This is a genomic window from Streptomyces sp. NPDC001410, from assembly GCF_042895235.1.
GTDB lineage: Bacteria > Actinomycetota > Actinomycetes > Streptomycetales > Streptomycetaceae > Streptomyces.
Genome location: NZ_JBIAWE010000034.1, coordinates 1 through 16851 on the forward strand (window position 1 = coordinate 1; position 16851 = coordinate 16851).

The following is a 16851-nucleotide window of genomic DNA, read 5'->3' on the forward strand; positions in this document are numbered from 1 at the left end:
CCGCCTCCAGGCCATCGAGCGGGACACCGACGTGGCCTGAGCAGTGGTGCACATAACTCTGTACTTGGTGGTGCACTCAGACGAGTACGGGGACAACGGGCTCGCCGACCGCCTGGGCCATCCCGAGCACCCTCTCCATCTCATCGTTGATCGGGTAACCCACAACTACATCGATCTGAATGCCCATGATGCCTGAGGCTACTGGCCGCTTCTGACACGCCGGCCCAAAGCTCCTGCGCCTCGTCGACCACGGCGTCGTCTGACCACTGCGCGCAGAGTGCCCCAAGGGCGGACATGACCGTCATGGCGCCGAACACGGCGCCGAGGGGGTTGGCTCAATGATGGGTGGCGGTGCATGAAGTGGGCGATACTTCCGTCTCGTCGCAACACGTCAGTAGCCTCCACGATCAGCGCGCGAGAGTCGGCGGTGACCTTCTCAGCAGCCCGTGAGCGGCCTTCTCCTGAACGGCAGGAATCCGAGGTCAGTACCAGCGGCTGAACGCAGCAGCGCCGGATCCGGTCTCTGCGGCGTGTCGAATAACCCGCACCGGCGCCTCGATGAGTTCCACCGCATCGAAATTGGGGGCGTCGCCCATCGCGGTCATGCAGGTGGTGACCCGGGTGAGGGCCGCGCTTCGCTGTGTGCTGGAGAGGAGAAGGGCTCCCTCGGCCCGGGGCAGGGCGGTCCTACCCTGCTCGGCGGACAGCAGGAAGTCCCCAAACCAGCCGGGGAGCATCGCCGATCGCTGTGCGCCAAGTCCATAGCGCAGGGCCGTGACCGGGTTTGCCTTGCGGGCAGTCGCGACCAAGAGGCCGACGCCCTCCGTCTCGGGCATGAGCGTCATGCTCGCGTCCGCGACCAAGAGGCCGACGCCCTCCGTCTCCGGCATGAGCGTCATGCTCGCGTCCCGCATGGCCTCCGCCGCCTCAGTGGGCGCGTTGGCGTCCTCAACGAAGCGCGCGAATCGCCGGGCGACCGGCGTGGGTGCCAAGGGTTCTGAAGGGTCTGCGGGACGCTCGAAGAAGGGCTCTTGGACGCCGTCGTTCGACCACCACGCAAGCGCCTCACCAAAACCCGGCGGCCTCTCCCAGACGCCTGGCCGTTTGAGGTGGATGTAGCGATCCGGCAGTGCGCGGGCCTCCTCGTCAGGGTGCCCTTACGATGATCCGATGCGCCAGGCCGACCCGAAGCCGTACTGGAACACCAACGTCGCCCGGCACCCGGGCATCCTCCGCGCCGTGCCCGAGGGTTGCGGCGACGCGTTGGACGTCGGCTGCGGGGACGGCCTGCTGGCGCGGAAGCTGGTCGGGCAGGCGAAGCGCGTCACAGGGATCGACAAGTCGCCGGAGATGATCGCCTGTGCACGCGAACTCGCTGCCGGCTACCCGGGGCTCACATTTGTCGAGGGCGACTTCCTCACTGCCGGTCTCCCCGCCGCGGGCTACGACTTCATCTGTTCGGTGACCACGATCCATCACATGGACTTCGAGGCGGCCCTTGTCCGTATGCGTGAACTGCTGCGGCCCGGCGGCACGCTGGTGGTCGTCGGCCTCGCCCGCGAGGCGAGCATGGGGGAGTGGGCAGCAATGATCGCGGCTGCCCCGGTCGTGCGGATCACGAAGGTGCTGCGTCGTGCGCGCGGGCCGGAGGGCATGCCGGTCGCCGTCCCGCAGATGAGCTACGGGCAGGTGCGGGCTGCGGCACGATGCCTGCTGCCCGGTGTGCACTACCGTCGGCACGTGCTCCGCCGGTACTCGCTGACCTGGGAAAAGCCCGCCCGCTGATCTGGCCTCGACGATTGAGCCCTCTCTCCGTATCGAAGGGTTTGTGCGTCATGTGATCTTCGTATCTCGAATCCTCCTGAATGGTCATGGGTAGCGCGGAGTTCGAGACCGAGGGCCATGGTCGTCGCGGAGCTGCTCATGTTTCTCGTCCCGTGGTTCGGATTGCCGATGGGCAGCCCGGAAGGCGAGGAGAACGTTTGGACGTAAGTGATTAAGGAGTGGCTGCCCGGGCTGACAGATAGACGGCTTCGGCAGGTGACCTGGCCGGAGATCGACAATCACCGCGACTACATCAAGAACCTGCTGGAGACAGTGACCGTCTCGACCATGCACCAGCCGCTGCGTGACGAGTAAAAGGTCCAGGTGCCGATCTCCGTCTTCCGCCGCTGGGGCTACGCCATGCTGCCGGACGAGGCGGCGAGGTCGCAGGTCACGGTCTTGCGGGAGGAGGTCGAGCCCGGTTCGGAGGCCCAGATTGACTACGGCTTCCTCGGGCAGTGGATCAACGTGCGCACACAGGCCGGCGGCACCGGGTCTGGGCGTTCGTGACGGTGCTGCCCTACTCGCGGCACATGCTCGTGCGTTCGGTGCTGCATCTGGACCAGTACGCATGGACGGAAGCGCACGTCGCTGCCCGGCCCGAGCGGAGCGGAAGGTTTCCTCGTCATCCGGCAGCTCGTCCACAACGACATAGGGCAGGCGGAGGTAGGCGCACAGCACCTCGATGCAGGTCTGGCGCAGAGCTGCAGTCGGAGTGGCAGGGCGCAGGGCGCTGGCCCCTTCGATGCGATGGCCCGCCTCGTAGACGCGTTGGTGCCGGTAGCCGTTGACCAGGGCGTCGACGGCCACCCCGATAGGACAGCTTCATGAGGTCGAACAGCGTCTTGGAGTGGCTACAGAATCAGACTGCCCTGCTGTTCCGGCCGAGGCCGGGGGCGCAGGGCAGTCTCACCCTCCACGGGAACATCACCGGCCCCCGCCGGCGGCGGCGACGGCGACGGCAACGCGCCGCCGTACGCAGCCTGTCCCCGGGATGCCGTGTGAACTCCGGACAACCTCACGTATCCGGGCCGCAGCAATGCAGCAGGCTGGCTCCGCCCACTGGCAACGGCACCTACCTGCACGCTGGACGCGACCTCACTCCCAGTCGCGTCCACGCCTCCCCGAGGCCTCAGGGGAGGAGGTCGGCGACCAGGGTGGCGAACTCGTCCGGGGTGGCGAGACGGATGCCGAGTTGCTCGGCCTTGGCGCGCTTGGAACCGGCTCCGTCGCCCGCGACGACGAGGGTGGTCTTCTTGGAGACGCTGGAGGAGGAGCGTCCTCCGGCTCGTTCGATGAGTTCGTTCATTTCGTTGCGGGAGAGTTGTTCCAGGGGGCCTGCCATCGCGCCGGTGACCACCACGGTCATTCCCGCGAGGGGGCCTGTCTCCGTTGGGGCGGCGGCCGAGCCGTCGGGGACGGTGGTGCCGGCTGGGGGAGGGGTGGCGCCGGGCTCGGTCATGTTGACTCCGGCGTTGGCGAGCTTGTCTATGAGCGGTCCCAGTTCCGCAAGCTCTGCGACGATCGAGGGGGCTTTCTCAGTTCCGATGCCGTTGACCTGCTGCATCGCTTCAGGGGCGGCGGTGCGGATGTTGTCCATGGTGGCGAAGTGGCGTGCGATGCGCCGGGACATGGACCGGCCTGTGCCACTGACGCCGAGCGCGCACAGCACCCGTGCCAGCGGCTGCTGCTTGGCCTTCGCGATTGCGGTGAGGAGGTTGTCGGTGCTGGTTTCGCCCATCCTCTCGAGGTCGAGCAGCTGTTCGCGCTTCAGGGTGAACAGGTCGGCGAGATCGGTCACCAGGCCCGCGTCGACGAGCTGGACGACGCGGGTGGTGCCCAGTCCCTCGATGTCGAGCTGGTCGCGGCCGGCGGCGTAGGCGAGGGAGGCAACCAGGTGGCAGTTGCGGCCTTGTACGCACCGCCAGCGTTCCTTGCTCTTGTCGATGTCGGACCCGCAGCGTGGACACTGCTCAGGGAACGCGATGGGCTTTTCGTCGCCTGTGCGCAGGTGGGTGACCGGGGCCTCGATGCGGGGGATGACGTCTCCGGCGCGGTGGACCATGACGTGGTCGCCCAGGAGCAGGCCGCGGCGGGCGATGTCGGCGGGGTTGTGCAGGGTGGCGTAGGTGATGGTGGAACCGTCGATCACGACAGGTTCGAGGACCGCGCGCGGCGCGATGATACCGGTGCGGCCGACGTTCCACTCCACCTCCAGCAGGCGGGTGATCTTCTCCACGGCCGGCAGCTTGTAGGCGATCGCCCACCGTGGTGCGCGCGAGCCGGATCCGGCTGCCTGCTGGTCGGCGGCGAGGTCGGCCTTGATGACGATGCCGTCGATGCCGAATGGCAGCTCGGCACGCGCAGTGGCGATCTCCTGGATGTGGACCAGGACCTGCTCGTGGGACTCGGCCACGACGTCAGGGACCGCTGTCCGGGCGCTGGTGTGCACGCCGAACTCGGCGGCCAGATGCATCAGGTCGCTGTGTGCGGAGGCATTCAGTCGCTCGGCAAGGGCTGGGTTTGTGTCGGGCAGCGGCAGCAGGCCGTAGCCGAAGAACGTCATCGGGACCGTGTAGGCGCGATCTTTGGCTCGCAGTGTGCCGGCGGCCGCGTTGCGGGGATTGGCGAACGGCTGTCCGCCTTGTGTCGTGCGCACCTCGTTGGCGTGCTCGAACTGGGCATTAGTCATGAGAACTTCGCCGCGCACCTCCACGGTCACCGGCTCGGCCAATGTCTCGGGCAGCCCCTCGATGGTGCCGATCGCGTGCGAGACGTCTTCTCCGGCCGTTCCGTCCCCGCGGGTGATCAGCTGGGTGAGGCGGCCGCCGTGGTAGCGGGCGGCGATCGCCAGCCCGTCCAGCTTCGGTCCCACGCTGAACCGTGTGACATCACGCCCGATGCGGCGGGCCAAAGACGCCGTCCAAGCGGTGAATTCCTCCGCAGAGAACACGTTGTCGAGGCTGAGCATCGGGACCGTGTGTGGCACATCGCCCTCTACGGCGCCGCCGGCGACCTTCCCTGTGGGGGAGTCGGGCAGCACCTGATCCGGGTGCTCGGCCTCCCATGCGGCGATCCCCCGGACCAGCCGGTCGTAGGCGTCGTCGTCCAGCGGCGAGGTCCCGCCTGCGTAGTAGGCGGCCGACGCACCAACCGCATCCTCGACGGCCTGTGCGTAGGCGGCGGCGTCCACGATCACTGCTGCAGAAGTTGTCATGTCCGGCATCTTGCCGCTCACCACTGACAATGGGCCCGGCTGTGCCGGGTCACCCGCCTGGGGTCTTGTTCGAGTTGGGCGTGATCTCGCACGCTGCGAGGCCGCAGCTCCCGTCGAGGCGGACCTCGGGTCCGTTGAAGCCGAAGTTTCACGTCGACGGACAGCAGGCTCCGGTGGCCCGCATGCCCAAGGACACCGTGTACAGCAGCTTGAGCGAATATCGCGTGCGCACCGGCGCCCCGGGCTCCACCAACTTGCCAGCTGTGTAACCAACTTCGGCGTCATGTCGGCCGACCGCCTACCGCTCGGCAAGGTCGGCTCGCGGAGGTGGGCGCTGCGTGACGGCGAGTGGACCGTCATTCAGGACGGGCTGGGCGAGTTGACCGGTGAGTCGGTCGGTGTCGGTACCAAGCTGCGTCCCGACTCCAGACTGGGAAACCTCATCGCGGTGCCGGCGAGCGAGTTCGCCTTCATCACCCGCCTCGACTTCCGGTCACCGGAATCCGCCGGGTTCGAACTGACACGTCTCCGTGGAGTCCGTGCACGATGCGCCGCCACAATCCACGACGACCGTGTCAACAGGCTGCTCGTCCTGGACTGCGTCGCGAACAACGCCGAGCACCACGCCCAGGAAGCGGCGTCTTGGAACCACTACGAAATGACTTCAAAACCGCGTTGGGGCTTGGACGGTGGGTAGCGGCCGCATGCGAGGATGCAGCTGTGCTGGATGAGATCGACGCGGTGGACTGGAGTTCCATACCGGGCCATCCCGACTGGTATGAACCTGATCGTGCCGCCCGTGGTCTACGTGCCCTGGCCGAGGCAGCGAACCTGGTACAGGCGGCGGAGGCCGGCTCGCGGCTCGGCGGCGGTGGAATTGTTCATGGCCACAGTGCCGCTGTGTTCCCAGCGGCTGTAGTTGCGGTCCCGCGGCTTCTGGACATCGCCCAGCAGGGTCACCCGGCGGCAAAGGACACCGCGTTGGGGCTGCTTGACGAGGCTCTGTCGTGTTATCCGCATGCCGGGTACACGCGCGTGGTAGCTCCTGACGGCACTGCGGTTCCCATCTGCTGTGCCATCGCCCACCATCTGCGAGCCCGCACCGATTTCCTTGTCGGACTGGGCAAGAGGGGCAAGTCATTGCTGGCCGACGCGGCCGCGCACTGGCGCTTCGAGATCCGCGAGTGCGTCGCCGACAGCAGCGACACGGCAGCCTTCGGCACCTTGGCCGGCTGTTTCCCCGACGGCGTGCATGCTGCGGAAATGCATCTCGAGGGTGTCATCACCGTGCTGAGCGAACTCACCCTCGAATACCCGCCCGCGGAGGGCTCTCTCGAAGCATGCCTGCGGGTGATCGCCCGGCATCCGGGCGAACTGCCCCCAGGTGCCCTGCTGTTTCCGGCGGAGTGCGGGGATCGCGTGCACTGACCGGCTCCAGTCCATCAAGGACCCTTTGGTCCAGAGACCGGCTGCGGTCGTGACGCGGTAAGACACCTCCAGTAGATCAGGGCGCACCTGAGGGTGAGGAAGGCTTCGTGGATGTCGTCGCGGAGCTCCCAGCGGATCCGCAGGCGGCGGACCCAGTGCAGGTGGGCGAAGGCGCGCTCGACGACCCGGCGTTGGATGGCCAGCCCGGAGCCATGCTCGATGCCGCGTCGTGCGATCTCGGGCTTCACACGGAGGTCCCAGACAAGGCGGTGGTACCTGTCGTGGTCGTAGCCGCTGTCGCGGAGAACGAGGTCGGGGTGGCGCCGGGGGCGCCCGCGCAACCGCGTACCGAGGGCACCGCTTCGAGCAGGGGAATGAGCTGGGTGACGTCGTTGCGGTTGGCGCCGGTCAGCGTGACGGCGAGGGGATGCCGGTGGCATCGGCGATCAGGTGACGTTTGCTGCCCCACCTGCCCCGATCGACAGGGCTTCGCCACGTCTTGGATCTCCCCTTTGGCGCTCGGAAGTGCGAGCCGTCGACCGCCGCCCGGGAGAAGTCCAGAGCGTTCGCGCTGCGGAGCCTGGCGAGGAGGGGCTCGTGGAGCCGGGGCCACACGCCAGCCCCGGGGGCCCCGGAGACCCAGCAGTACTACGCCCCACGGGGTCGTCGTCCAGGCGGATGATGCCGTTGTCAGCGAGCAGGCTCGTTCTGCACCGCAGGAGGGCCGACGATCTGGTCTGTGCATCGAGGATCGATCCGGCGTCGGCCCCTCGGGGCGTGATGCGTCTGGGAATCCTCGTGCGATAGAACGGAGTTCTGGACACGGTCATGGTCGGAACCTGGGACATTCTCGGGGGGAGACTCATGGCCGTCATCACCGGCATCCTGCACGCCAGCGACGCCATCGACGCCGTCCGCCGCGACGACGGCACCATCGTCCCGTCCCGCGGAGCCTGGGCGCCGCAGCAACACGTCGACCAAGCCCGTAAGGACGGAACTCCGATCACCATGAAGGGCCTGGCTGCTGCGGCCGGTATCTCCACCGACTTCATCTCCCCACACCCCGACGTACGCCACCAGGTGGAGGCTCTGCCTCGGGCGCGAAGGTGCGGGGCGGGAGTGGCGACCAACAGTGTTCCGGACGTCGATGCAGCCTCCAGCACGCTGGTCCGACGACTGAGCCAGGAACCGGCTGGCGCCCGGCGTAAGTACCGTGAGGAGGTAGCCGAGCTCCGCCAAGCACTGGAGGTAGCCCATGGCGAACTCCTCATTCCGACCGGACGGTTGAAGAATTCGACGGATGGAGCAGACTGGCCCTCGGCGTCTCCGCATACCTGGCCTGGTGCGACTTCATGGACCGGGTCCGTTATGAATGCTGCTCTGAGGGCGCTTCGTTGTTCTTTCGATGAGCACCACCCGAACCCCCCCGACCGAAGCCCTACTGTAACTGTTATGGTTGCAGCGAGGGGGTGAAGGACGTGAGCGCGAACAGCAGGATGACGGTTGCCGTCCATGTGCTGACCTGGATGGCCCTGGTGCACGGCCGCGGGCGCGATGTGGTCACCTCGGACCAGATCGCCACGAGCGTGGCCACCAACCCCGTCGTGATCCGGCGCAGCCTCGCCGATCTGCGGAAGGCGGGCCTTGTGACGGTCCGTCACGGCGCCGGGGCCGGCTGGACGTTGGGTCGCCACCCGGAGTCCATTGCGCTTCTCGACGTCTACGGCGCGGTGCACGACGAGCCCCTGTTCGCGCTGCATCGCGGCGAACCGAACCAGGCATGCCCCGTCGGCCGCGGCATCCAGCCCGCGCTGCGCCGCGTCTACGTCGACGCGGAGGAGGCCGTCCGGCGGGAGCTCGCGGGGGTCTCGATCGCGGACGTCCTGCGGGACACGCTGGCCACCCGTTCCGGCTGAACCGTCGAGCGGTGCCGGCCGGGGCTCGCCCTTGCGTGCAGTTGTAACAGAACCTGTTTCATTGACTTGGACCATCAAGGGTCGCCGGACGGCCCGTGATCCGACATACGGAGGTGGAACGCCATGCGGGCGATCGAGTACCGGCGCCACGGCGGCTACGACGAAATGCGGCTCGTGGACCGTCCCGCCGAACCGGCCACCGGCGGCCGGGCGTCGATCCGGCTCTCCTACGCCGAGGTGAGTCCGGCCGACAACACCATCAGGGCAGGCCGGATGGACCCCTCCCTGCACCAGACGCCGCCCCATATACCCGGCGGCGGCGCGGTGGGGCGGATCACCGACCCCGGCGCGACCGGCCTGGCCGAGGGCGCGCGCGTCGTGGTCGGCGGCGGCGGGCTCGGCTGGCGCACCGACGGCACCTGGCGCGAGCAACTGACCGCGGACGCCAATCAGCTGATACCGATTCCCGACGGGGTGAGCGACGAGGCCGCCTGCGCGCTGTTCGCCGGTGCCGGATACAGCACCGCCTACCTCGTCCTGACCCGACTTGCCGGGCTGAAGGCCGGCGGTACCGTCCTGGCGCCAGGCATCGGTGGCTCCGTCGGCATGGGCACCGTGGAGGTGGCCCGCGAACTCGGCGCATCCCTGGCCGTCTCCACCGCAAGCCGCACCGACAAAGCCGAAGCCGCCCGTGCCGCCGGCCACGAGCACGTCATCGACCTGTCCCGCGAATCCCTGACCGACGGCGTCGCGCGCATCACCGACGGCAGGGGCGTGGACGTCGTGGTCGACGGCGTCGCCGGTCCGCTCCTCGGGGCCTGTATCGCCTCTCTCGCGCACGGCGGCGTCTACGTCGGCGTCGGATACTCAGGCGGCGTCGAAGGCACGGTGAACATCACCGATCTGATGTGGAAGAACGCCACCGCCTACGGCTACACGTTCACGATGACCCCGCCGGACGTGGCACGCGCCGCCCGCGTGACCCTGCTGGAATGGCTGCGCGCGGGCCGCATCACCCCCGCCATCGCCCGCGTGTTCCCGCTGGAACAGGCGGCCGAAGCGCAGCGTCATCTGATCGAGGACCGGCCCTTCGGCCGCGTCCTGCTCACCATGGTCCGCTGAACCGGGCCGAAACAGCAAGGGGGAGCTACGACATGCAGCCTCGCAAGGCCTCCACAGCAGATATACCGGAACTGATCCGGCTGCGCGCCGTCGCGCTGGAGAGCCTGAGCACCGATCCCGGACCGGCCGACGCACCGTGGCGGCAGATCGCCCGCGACTGGTTCGACGAGCGCATCAACCGCCGCGACGACTGCGTCTGTCTCGTCGTCGGCGGCGACCCCGGCGAGCCTCTCCTCGCCTGCGGTATGGCCTGGGTCACCTACCATCTGCCCGGTTCGCGCTGGCCGGACGGGCGCCGGGGCTACCTCGACGGCATCGTGACCGACGCCCCGGCCCGCGGCCGCGGCCACGCACGCCGCATCGTCGACGAACTGGTCGGCTGGCTCCACGAGGCGGGCATTCACTACATCCAACTGCACGCGAGCAAGGCCGGGACGCCGGTCTACGAAGCCGCGGGCTTCGTCACCGGCCACTACCCGGGCATGGACCTGATCACGGCACCGCCGGCCAACTGACCCCTCATGGGCCGCGCAAGGCGCACGCGGAAGCGAGTCGGTCTTCGAGCTTGTCCTCGGTGTGCCCGGCGGCGTCTTGCCGCTGACGCTGTCACCAGTGCAATTAGCTCCGTTCACCATCGCGACGCCAGACCTGCGCGGCCCAGCACCTCGCGCGCCGACGACGGCGGCAGTACGGAGGTGGGCGCCTCGTGCGGCCGCAGCCGCACGAGGCTGCCCGGGTGCTTCAACTGAGTTGTGCCTCAGCGGAAAACGGCGATGTTGCGGGCGACCCAGTCGTTGAAGTGGCGCGGGGCACAGCCGAGGACTCGTTCCACGTCCGGGCTGATCCGCAGTTCGGCCGGGTTCGGGGCGGAGATGATGTCCAGGGTGTCGTCGGCGAGTTCCACCGGCACGAACTGGGTCATCGTGGACTTGGCCTCGTCGCGGGTGAGTTCGTGGAACCGTACAGGCGAGCCGAGCGCGGCGGCGATCGCCTCCGCCTGCTGACGCGGCGTGATTACCTTCGGCCCGGTGAGCTCGTACACCCCGCCGGTGTGCCGGTCGTCCAGCAGGCAGGCCGCCGCGACCTCGGCGATGTCCGCGGGGTCGATGACCGGCACCCCTACGTCGCCGAAGGGTGCGGCGACCGTCCCTTGCGTGCGGACGGACTCCGCCCAGGCCAAGGCGTTGGAGGCGAAACCGCCGGGTCGCAGGACGGTCCAGTCCAGGCCGGACTCCCGCAACGCGTCCTCCACCGCCCGCATCGCGACCCGCGACGGGCCGAGCGGCCTGGTCGCCACGCCCTGCGAAGACAGCAGGACGACCCGGCGGACCCCACTGGCTGCGGCCAGTCCGATGATGTCGGCCGGCCTGGCTTCGGGGGTGTGCAGGTCGCCGGACAGCAGGAGGAACAGCGTCTTCGCCCCTTCCAACGCGGGTGTGAGGCTTGTCAGCTCGGCCAGGTCGGCCGCCACATGCCGGACTCCGTCCGGCATCGCCACCGCGTGCCGCGACACCGCCGTCACCTGCTCGCCCGCCTCGGCCAGGGCCTGAGTCAAAGGCCGGCCCACATTCCCGGTAGCCCCGGTCACCACGATCATGTTCAGCTCCCAGTTCGTTGTGCACTGCGGCAATTGACGCTAGGAGTCGGGCTTACTTTTCGTAAGAACATACCCAGAGGTAAGCTCCCGACATGAGGGAAGGCGCGCAGCTGACGCAGGCCGAGGCGGGCCATCGACATGAGGTGTTTCACACCGACTGCCCCGCGCGTGACGTGGTCGACCACGTGACCAGCAGGTGGGGTATCTGGGTGCTGATCTCCTTGCGGAACAACGACCTTCGGTTCTACGAGTTGCGCGACAGCATCCAGGGCATCAGCGAGAAGATGCTCGCTCAGACCCTGCGCGCGCTGGTCCAGGACGGCCTGGTCTGGCGGGAGGTAGAGCCGACGTCGCCGCCCCAGGTCACCTACGGGCTGTCCGACTTCGGTCAGGACGTCAGCGAGCCGCTGACGGACTTGTTCAACCGGATCACACAGCGGCTACCCCCGCGCGGCCCGGCATAGTGCGGTAGTGGTCGGCCTCGAAGGCGAATCCAGCGTGACCTAGTGACCTACGTCGATGCGTCGGCGGTAACCGGCGAGGCTGTCGAGGATCTGCTGGAGCTTCTTGCAGGTCAGCTCGGCGAATCACGGCTCGACCAGGTTCAGCCAGGACGAGCTGGTCGGGGTGAAATGCAGGTGGAACCGGGGTGGGCCAGCAGCCACTTGCGGACCGGCTGGGTCTTGTGGGTGCCGTAGTTGTCCACGATCAGGTGCACATCTAGGCCGACCGGGACCTCCCGGTCGAGTTTGGCGAGGAACTTCTTGAATTCTGCGGTGCGGTGCCGAACGGTGGGCCCATCTCACAGGCATGGAACGGCCCTGAAGGAGCCCACTTCGCTCGCAATCAGGACCGTGCACGAGGGCTTCAACAAGGTGCGCAACGACGCCACTGGAATCACCGGAGACGACCGGCCCCCACGGTCTCGGTCGTGGCACCCGGCAGATGCCCTGGCCAAAGGGACGGCATCCGAAGCTTGCCGCGGGGCCCCATCGACCTGGTCGGAGGGCTCACCCTTTGGGCTGACGGAGTGCCCAGTCTCGGTCGCTCGGCGTCGGCTCGGTTCGCCAACGAGCTCGTAGGACTCCGTCGTTGTCGGGCATGACAGCGGTGCACAGAGGCACACGTTCACCGGCATATACAGGCAGGAGTGCGGCAGCGCGGGCACTGGATATCCGGGCGGTCAGTTCCGGGAACTGCTCCTCGTCGGCGATGGCGCTGTGGATGAGGCCGTCGTCGTGCTGCCACAGGGCTTCGACGAGGCCATCGGCGGGGAAGGCTCTCAGGACGGCGTCGATGTCGGTGGACAGGGGTGGCCAGACAGCGAGACGGGCCCGGGGAGCCAGTCCAACGCGAACCGGGCCGATGGCGCCGCTGGTTAGGTGGTGCCATCGTGAGACGCCTTGGAGATACATCTCTTCCAGGATTCCTGCGTGGCCGGTGGCGACTGCTCTGTGCAGGTCTGCCCAGAAGTCATCATCTCCGGGCCGCTGGATGTCTTGCTCTTCCTCCTCGGACCTGAATGCGTACGGGGAGGCGTCCAGGCGTTCTGGGAACAGCCCGAGTTCGCGGGTGCGGGCCAGCGCTTCCTCGCAAGGCTGGCTGCTGCTCACGTAGACGTATTGGTCCCACCCCACGTGGACCGCGAACGTGTCCTCCGCCTCCAGTCGGCACCAGGCACCGCTGTCGCGCAGCATGACCCGCACCAGCTCCAGCGCGACATCGAGCAGCACCTGTGCCCCGTCGTGGAAGCCGGCCTGGCCGGCTCGGAAGAGCCCGTCCAGGCCGAAACCGTCTGCCGGAGGCTCGACACCGAAGTACGCGACGGAGGGAACCTGCGGTTCGCGTACGACCAGGTGATCGATGCCGGTGTCCGTGGCGAAAGCCGCGACCGCCTGAAGATAGGCCGCCTCGATCTCGCCGTGGTCGCTAGCAGTGTCCTCAGGGCCGGTGTAGTGGCCATGTTCGTCGCGGTCAGCGGGGTCGTACTTGGTCACGCGGTACACGTAGGTCAGCACGGCCCCATCCTTCCGCACACGCTCGACACCACACCGAGGCCCTCAGCGGTGGAGTGGGGTGTCCTCATGCCCTTCAGCGTGGGGCCTGGTGAGCCGAGGTCAGATCCGGGAATCCGGCGCCACACCGCGCCTCAGCGTCGGACCGGGCGGACCGGGAGCGCTTCGACGCTGTTGCCGATGAAGCTGCGCTGGCGGGGCAGTTCGGCCTCGGGGACGGCGAGGTCGAGGTCCGGGAAGCGGGCGAAGAGCCGTTCCAGGGCGATGGTGGCCTCGAGGCGGGCGAGTGGGGCGCCCACGCAGTAGTGCACGCCCTGGCCGAAGGAGAGGTGCCGGGCCGCGCCGGGCCGGGTGACGTCGAAGCGGTCGGCGTCCGGGCCGTGGACGGCCTCGTCGCGCCCGGCGGCGGTGTAGCCGGCGAGGACCGGGGTGCCCTGCGGGATCACGGTGCCGCCGAGGGCCAGGTCGCGGGTGGGGTAACGGAAGGGGAACCAGCTGACTGGTCCGTCCCAGCGCAGCGTCTCGTCCACCACGTCCGACCAGGTGGCCTTGCCATCCAGGACCAGCGCCAGCTGGTCGCGGTGGGTGCACAGTGCCCGTACGGCATTGCTGATCAGGTTGAGGGTGGTCTCGTGACCGGCGGCCAGCATCAGGCGCATCGTGCCGATGAGTTCGGCCTCGTTGAGCCGGTCGCCGCCGTCCTCGCGGGCGGCTATCAGGGCGCTGGTCAGGTCGTCGCCGGGGGCGGCCCGACGGGCGGCCGCGATCGTGCCGAGCAGGTCGACGAGCTCGCGTACGGCGGCCATCACCTCTGCCGGGGTGGTGTCGGTGGCGATGATCACCGTGTAGGTGAGGTCGTGGAGCCGGCCGTGGTGCTCGGGGTCCACGCCGAGCAGCTCGCAGATGACGCTCAGCGGGAGCGGGAGCGCGAAGTGGGTGCGCAGGTCCGCGATGCCGTCCGGGTCCTCGGCGGCGGCTCGGCCGAGGTCGTCGAGGAGGCTGGCTGTCAGCTCCTCGATGCGTGGCCGCAGCCGCTCCACCTGGCGGGCGGTGAAGGCGCTGCCGACGAGGGAGCGCAGCCGGCGGTGGTCGGCGCCGTCGGCGGTGTGCATGCCCTGGGCGTTGGCGAAGACCCGTAGCGGCCAGTCCGCGGGGATCGTGCCGTCGTTCAGGGCCGGGCAGTGGTGGGCGTCCTTGGCCACGTCGGGGTGGGAGAGGAACTCCTTGAGCGCGTCGTGCCCCAGGACGACCGCTGCGGGCACCCCGCCGGGCAGAACGATGTCCGCAACGGGCCCCAGGGCTCGCAGGTCGGCATTCAGGGCGTGCGGGCAGCCGCCGGCGGGGTCGACGACGTGGGCGGGCACGGGAGCGGGGGTGGGGGAGGACAAGCTGGGACTCCTGACCGTATGGACGAATACCGGGCCAACAGTGCGGTGTCGAAGGCCGGTTGTACAAGTCCGTCCCGCCGACGCCTCGGCCGGGGGCCCGGTCCCGGCGCGGCAGCGCAGCGCCGACAGCTCCTAGTGCCGTGTCAGGCAACGTTCGCCCTGTCGACCACCCCGCGGAGGCGTTCGTCGGCGGCGTGCTTGTTCCGCCAGATGATGTAGCGGCGGATCATGCTGCCCTGCTCCTTGTGGCTGGCGTGGTCCGTCCCGTCCAGTGCGAAGTAGCGCAGGGCGGTGAACTGGGCCTCGATGCGGTTGAGCCAGGAACTGTTGGTCGGCGTGTAGGCGAACTCGACGTTTTTGGCCGCGGCCCAGTCGCCGACTCGGGTGTCCTTCTTCGTGGTCAGGTGCGGGGAGAAGTTGTCGAGCACGATCGCGATGCGGATTTCCGGCGGGTAGAGGCTGCGTAGGTAGCGGCAGAACTCCAGGAACCTCGTCCGGTTCTTCTTCGGCTTGATGTGGCCGTAGAGCTTGTCATTGCCGAGGTCCAGGGCGGCGAACAGGTGCCGGACCCCGTGCGGGCGGGTGTAGGTTGCCCGCCTGCGGCGCCTCGGCTCACGGTCGGGGTCCCTGTGCCGTCCGCCGCGCTCGGCCCATTGCCGCCCGGGGTGGGGCTGAAGGTTGAGCGGGCCGAACTCGTCGAGGCATAAGACGACTTCGGGTTCGCCGTCCTCGGGTATGACCTCGCCGTCGGCGATCGCGTAGAGGTGCTCGACGCGGGCCTTCTTGGCGGCGTAGTCGGGATCGCGGGAGGTTTTCCAGGTCTTTATGCGTTGAAAGGACACGCCCTCCTCACGGAGCAGGATCCGAAGGCCCTCGTGGCTGATGTCGTCGACCACCCCCTCGGCGACCAGGAAGTCGGCCAGCTTGGCCAGGCTCCAGGTCGAAAACGGCAGGTCGTGCTCGGCCGGCTGGGACTTGGCGATCTTCTTGATCTCAAGTCGTTCGGGCAGCGTGAACTTCTTGGGCCGGCCGCCCTTGTACTTCGGGTAAAGGGAGTCGAAGCCGTCAGCGTTGAAGTTGTGGATGACATCCCGGACCCGGTCTTCGCTGGTGAACGTCACCTCGGCGATCTTCGCCACGGTCATGCGCTGCGCGGACAGCAGCACCATCTGAGCCCGCCGCCAGGGCACCACCGACCCGGTGCCCCTGCGGACGTTACGCAGCAGGCGCCGTCCCTCGCCGTCATCGAATCCGCGAACCCGTACCTGCTCTGCCATCCGCACATGATCTCGTTCAGTGCACGGTCATGCGGGTATCCCGGGCGGCGCGTAGTGGCGCAAGTAGTCACGCAACTGAGGCCCGAGCCCGGACAGGTCATTTCCGTTCAGGGCATGCCAGAGACGGTTCTCGATCCAGAACCGATGGGCGAATTCCTCGAACGAAGGTGCACACCAGAGGATTGCGGCCCTTTGCTCCTCCGGATCGTCGAGATTGGTCTCCGTCTCTTCCCCATCGCGCCGTGCCTCGTACTCGTATTCGTAGTCGAGATAGGAGTGCACCACGAACGCCTCACCCGAAGAACGGAGGTAGAGGTACCAGATGACGCAGTCCTGTTGATCCCGCAGGAATCGCACGAGGAAGGCCCCAGGCTCGACCGGACTGGGCAAGGGCTCTGAGATATCGGTCCAGCAGCAGGTCACCGAGACCTCGTCTAGCGAGTAGTGCAGCTTCGAGTCGGCCTGGAAGGTGGCGAAGTCCCGCGGCAACGTCAAGCCTCTGGCCGACAGGTCCTCTGCCAAACGATTGAGCGCCGTGACCTGTTCGGGAACGGGTTCGCCGGTACCACCGAGCCATTGAAAGACGCCCGTGAACTGGGTGGAGTCGAGAGGTGGCAGACTCTCGTACGGGTAGTACTCGTAGGTGTAGCGGCAGGTCCGGTATTCACCCAGGTCCGTGGCACACCACGCAGAGTCGAAGCCGACCGAGGACAAGTCAGGCCCTGATCGTTCACCAGGCATCGGCCCCCCTTTGATCACCGTGAGCGGAGTTGTCGGCGTCAGCATCGCACCGCCCACTGACACCCCCTGCAACGGGTGGGCGAAGCTAGCTCTCACTGGTAAGGGCGAACGTTGCCTGATGCGGCACTAGTTGCGCCACCAGACCAAACGCGTGTGACCGTCCTGTCACTGCCTTGCCTGAAGCGACCGCAGGTGGTGGCTGGCGCCCTCCTGCCGGCCCCAAACGGGGTGATACACCGTCAGGCGCTGCCCTGTCCGCCCTCGCCCGCGCGTGAGCGCATGGCGCAGCTGCTGCATGACGAGGTCGAGCTTCGGGCGGCACGCCC

Annotated in this window: 15 protein-coding genes and 2 pseudogenes; 8 read left to right on the forward strand and 9 right to left on the reverse strand. The window is 68.0% G+C overall.

Annotation, left to right across the window (positions count from 1 at the left end):
• Positions 1-482: 482 nt before the first annotated feature.
• Positions 483-992: a hypothetical protein gene (locus ACFY3C_RS43680; protein ID WP_390774882.1), complete on the reverse strand. Its 510-nt coding sequence runs from the start codon at positions 990-992 to the stop codon at positions 483-485.
• A 178-nt stretch (positions 993-1170) separates the two neighbouring features.
• Between ACFY3C_RS43680 and ACFY3C_RS43685 the strand changes: the two genes are divergently transcribed.
• On the forward strand, positions 1171-1785 hold the full coding sequence (locus ACFY3C_RS43685; protein WP_390774883.1) for a class I SAM-dependent methyltransferase: 615 nt from the start codon (positions 1171-1173) through the stop codon (positions 1783-1785).
• A gap of 363 nt (positions 1786-2148) precedes the next feature.
• The gene (locus ACFY3C_RS43690; RefSeq protein ID WP_390774884.1) at positions 2149-2334 is read left to right on the forward strand and encodes a hypothetical protein; all 186 of its coding nucleotides are present in this window, start codon (positions 2149-2151) and stop codon (positions 2332-2334) included.
• Positions 2335-2956: 622 nt separating this feature from the next.
• On the opposite strand, the gene ligA is transcribed toward ACFY3C_RS43690, so the two are convergent.
• Positions 2957-5041, reverse strand: coding sequence for an NAD-dependent DNA ligase LigA (ligA, locus tag ACFY3C_RS43695; protein WP_390774885.1), 2085 nt, complete (start codon positions 5039-5041; stop codon positions 2957-2959).
• A 283-nt stretch (positions 5042-5324) separates the two neighbouring features.
• Here ligA and ACFY3C_RS43700 point away from each other — a divergent pair, with 283 nt between their 5' ends.
• Together ACFY3C_RS43700 and ACFY3C_RS43705 are read left to right on the forward strand one after the other, a co-directional pair.
• Positions 5325-5738, forward strand: a complete 414-nt coding sequence (locus ACFY3C_RS43700; RefSeq protein WP_390774886.1) for a hypothetical protein — start codon at positions 5325-5327, stop codon at positions 5736-5738.
• A 23-nt stretch (positions 5739-5761) separates the two neighbouring features.
• Positions 5762-6469, forward strand: a complete 708-nt coding sequence (locus ACFY3C_RS43705) for a hypothetical protein (protein WP_390774887.1) — start codon at positions 5762-5764, stop codon at positions 6467-6469.
• 14 nt (positions 6470-6483) lie between these two features.
• On the opposite strand, the pseudogene ACFY3C_RS43710 reads toward ACFY3C_RS43705, so the two are convergent.
• Positions 6484-7090: pseudogene (locus ACFY3C_RS43710) on the reverse strand (IS5 family transposase); the annotation flags it as partial.
• Positions 7091-7947: 857 nt separating this feature from the next.
• Between ACFY3C_RS43710 and ACFY3C_RS43715 the strand changes: the two are divergent.
• The 3 genes from ACFY3C_RS43715 to ACFY3C_RS43725 all read left to right on the forward strand — a co-directional run bounded on the left by ACFY3C_RS43715 (position 7948) and on the right by ACFY3C_RS43725 (position 10022).
• Positions 7948-8385, forward strand: coding sequence for an Rrf2 family transcriptional regulator (locus ACFY3C_RS43715; RefSeq protein ID WP_390774888.1), 438 nt, complete (start codon positions 7948-7950; stop codon positions 8383-8385).
• A gap of 123 nt (positions 8386-8508) precedes the next feature.
• Complete coding sequence (locus ACFY3C_RS43720; RefSeq protein WP_390774889.1) at positions 8509-9507, forward strand: zinc-binding alcohol dehydrogenase family protein; 999 nt, start codon at positions 8509-8511, stop codon at positions 9505-9507.
• Between the two features lie 32 nt (positions 9508-9539).
• Positions 9540-10022: a GNAT family N-acetyltransferase gene (locus tag ACFY3C_RS43725; RefSeq protein ID WP_390774890.1), complete on the forward strand. Its 483-nt coding sequence runs from the start codon at positions 9540-9542 to the stop codon at positions 10020-10022.
• 242 nt (positions 10023-10264) lie between these two features.
• On the opposite strand, the gene ACFY3C_RS43730 is transcribed toward ACFY3C_RS43725, so the two are convergent.
• The gene (locus tag ACFY3C_RS43730; RefSeq protein ID WP_390774891.1) at positions 10265-11104 is read right to left on the reverse strand and encodes an SDR family oxidoreductase; all 840 of its coding nucleotides are present in this window, start codon (positions 11102-11104) and stop codon (positions 10265-10267) included.
• Positions 11105-11196: 92 nt separating this feature from the next.
• Here ACFY3C_RS43730 and ACFY3C_RS43735 point away from each other — a divergent pair, with 92 nt between their 5' ends.
• The gene (locus ACFY3C_RS43735) at positions 11197-11568 is read left to right on the forward strand and encodes a winged helix-turn-helix transcriptional regulator (RefSeq protein ID WP_390774892.1); all 372 of its coding nucleotides are present in this window, start codon (positions 11197-11199) and stop codon (positions 11566-11568) included.
• A gap of 126 nt (positions 11569-11694) precedes the next feature.
• Here the strand turns inward: ACFY3C_RS43735 and ACFY3C_RS43740 are convergent.
• The 5 genes and pseudogenes from ACFY3C_RS43740 to ACFY3C_RS43760 all read right to left on the reverse strand — a co-directional run.
• Positions 11695-11891: pseudogene (locus tag ACFY3C_RS43740) on the reverse strand (transposase); the annotation flags it as partial.
• Positions 11892-12114: 223 nt separating this feature from the next.
• The gene (locus ACFY3C_RS43745; RefSeq protein ID WP_390774893.1) at positions 12115-13122 is read right to left on the reverse strand and encodes an RNA-binding protein; all 1008 of its coding nucleotides are present in this window, start codon (positions 13120-13122) and stop codon (positions 12115-12117) included.
• A gap of 131 nt (positions 13123-13253) precedes the next feature.
• On the reverse strand, positions 13254-14507 hold the full coding sequence (locus tag ACFY3C_RS43750; protein ID WP_390774894.1) for a cytochrome P450: 1254 nt from the start codon (positions 14505-14507) through the stop codon (positions 13254-13256).
• A gap of 143 nt (positions 14508-14650) precedes the next feature.
• Positions 14651-15784 carry an IS630 family transposase gene (locus tag ACFY3C_RS43755; RefSeq protein WP_390774895.1) on the reverse strand — a complete coding sequence of 378 codons (1134 nt, stop codon included), beginning with the start codon at positions 15782-15784 and terminating at the stop codon, positions 14651-14653.
• Positions 15785-15811: 27 nt separating this feature from the next.
• Positions 15812-16582, reverse strand: coding sequence for a hypothetical protein (locus ACFY3C_RS43760; protein ID WP_390774896.1), 771 nt, complete (start codon positions 16580-16582; stop codon positions 15812-15814).
• Between the last annotated feature and the right edge of the window lie 269 nt (positions 16583-16851).

Excerpts from the sequence above, each read along its gene's own strand:
- ACFY3C_RS43685 (WP_390774883.1), top strand. The coding sequence starts at position 1,171 with ATGCGCCAGGCCGACCCGAAGCCGTACTGGAACACCAACGTCGCCCGG.
- ligA (WP_390774885.1), bottom strand. The coding sequence starts at position 5,041 with ATGACAACTTCTGCAGCAGTGATCGTGGACGCCGCCGCCTACGCACAG.
- ACFY3C_RS43700 (WP_390774886.1), top strand. The coding sequence starts at position 5,325 with ATGTCGGCCGACCGCCTACCGCTCGGCAAGGTCGGCTCGCGGAGGTGG.
- ACFY3C_RS43720 (WP_390774889.1), top strand. The coding sequence starts at position 8,509 with ATGCGGGCGATCGAGTACCGGCGCCACGGCGGCTACGACGAAATGCGG.
- ACFY3C_RS43725 (WP_390774890.1), top strand. The coding sequence starts at position 9,540 with ATGCAGCCTCGCAAGGCCTCCACAGCAGATATACCGGAACTGATCCGG.
- ACFY3C_RS43730 (WP_390774891.1), bottom strand. The coding sequence starts at position 11,104 with ATGATCGTGGTGACCGGGGCTACCGGGAATGTGGGCCGGCCTTTGACT.
- ACFY3C_RS43735 (WP_390774892.1), top strand. The coding sequence starts at position 11,197 with ATGAGGGAAGGCGCGCAGCTGACGCAGGCCGAGGCGGGCCATCGACAT.
- ACFY3C_RS43755 (WP_390774895.1), bottom strand. The coding sequence starts at position 15,784 with ATGGCAGAGCAGGTACGGGTTCGCGGATTCGATGACGGCGAGGGACGG.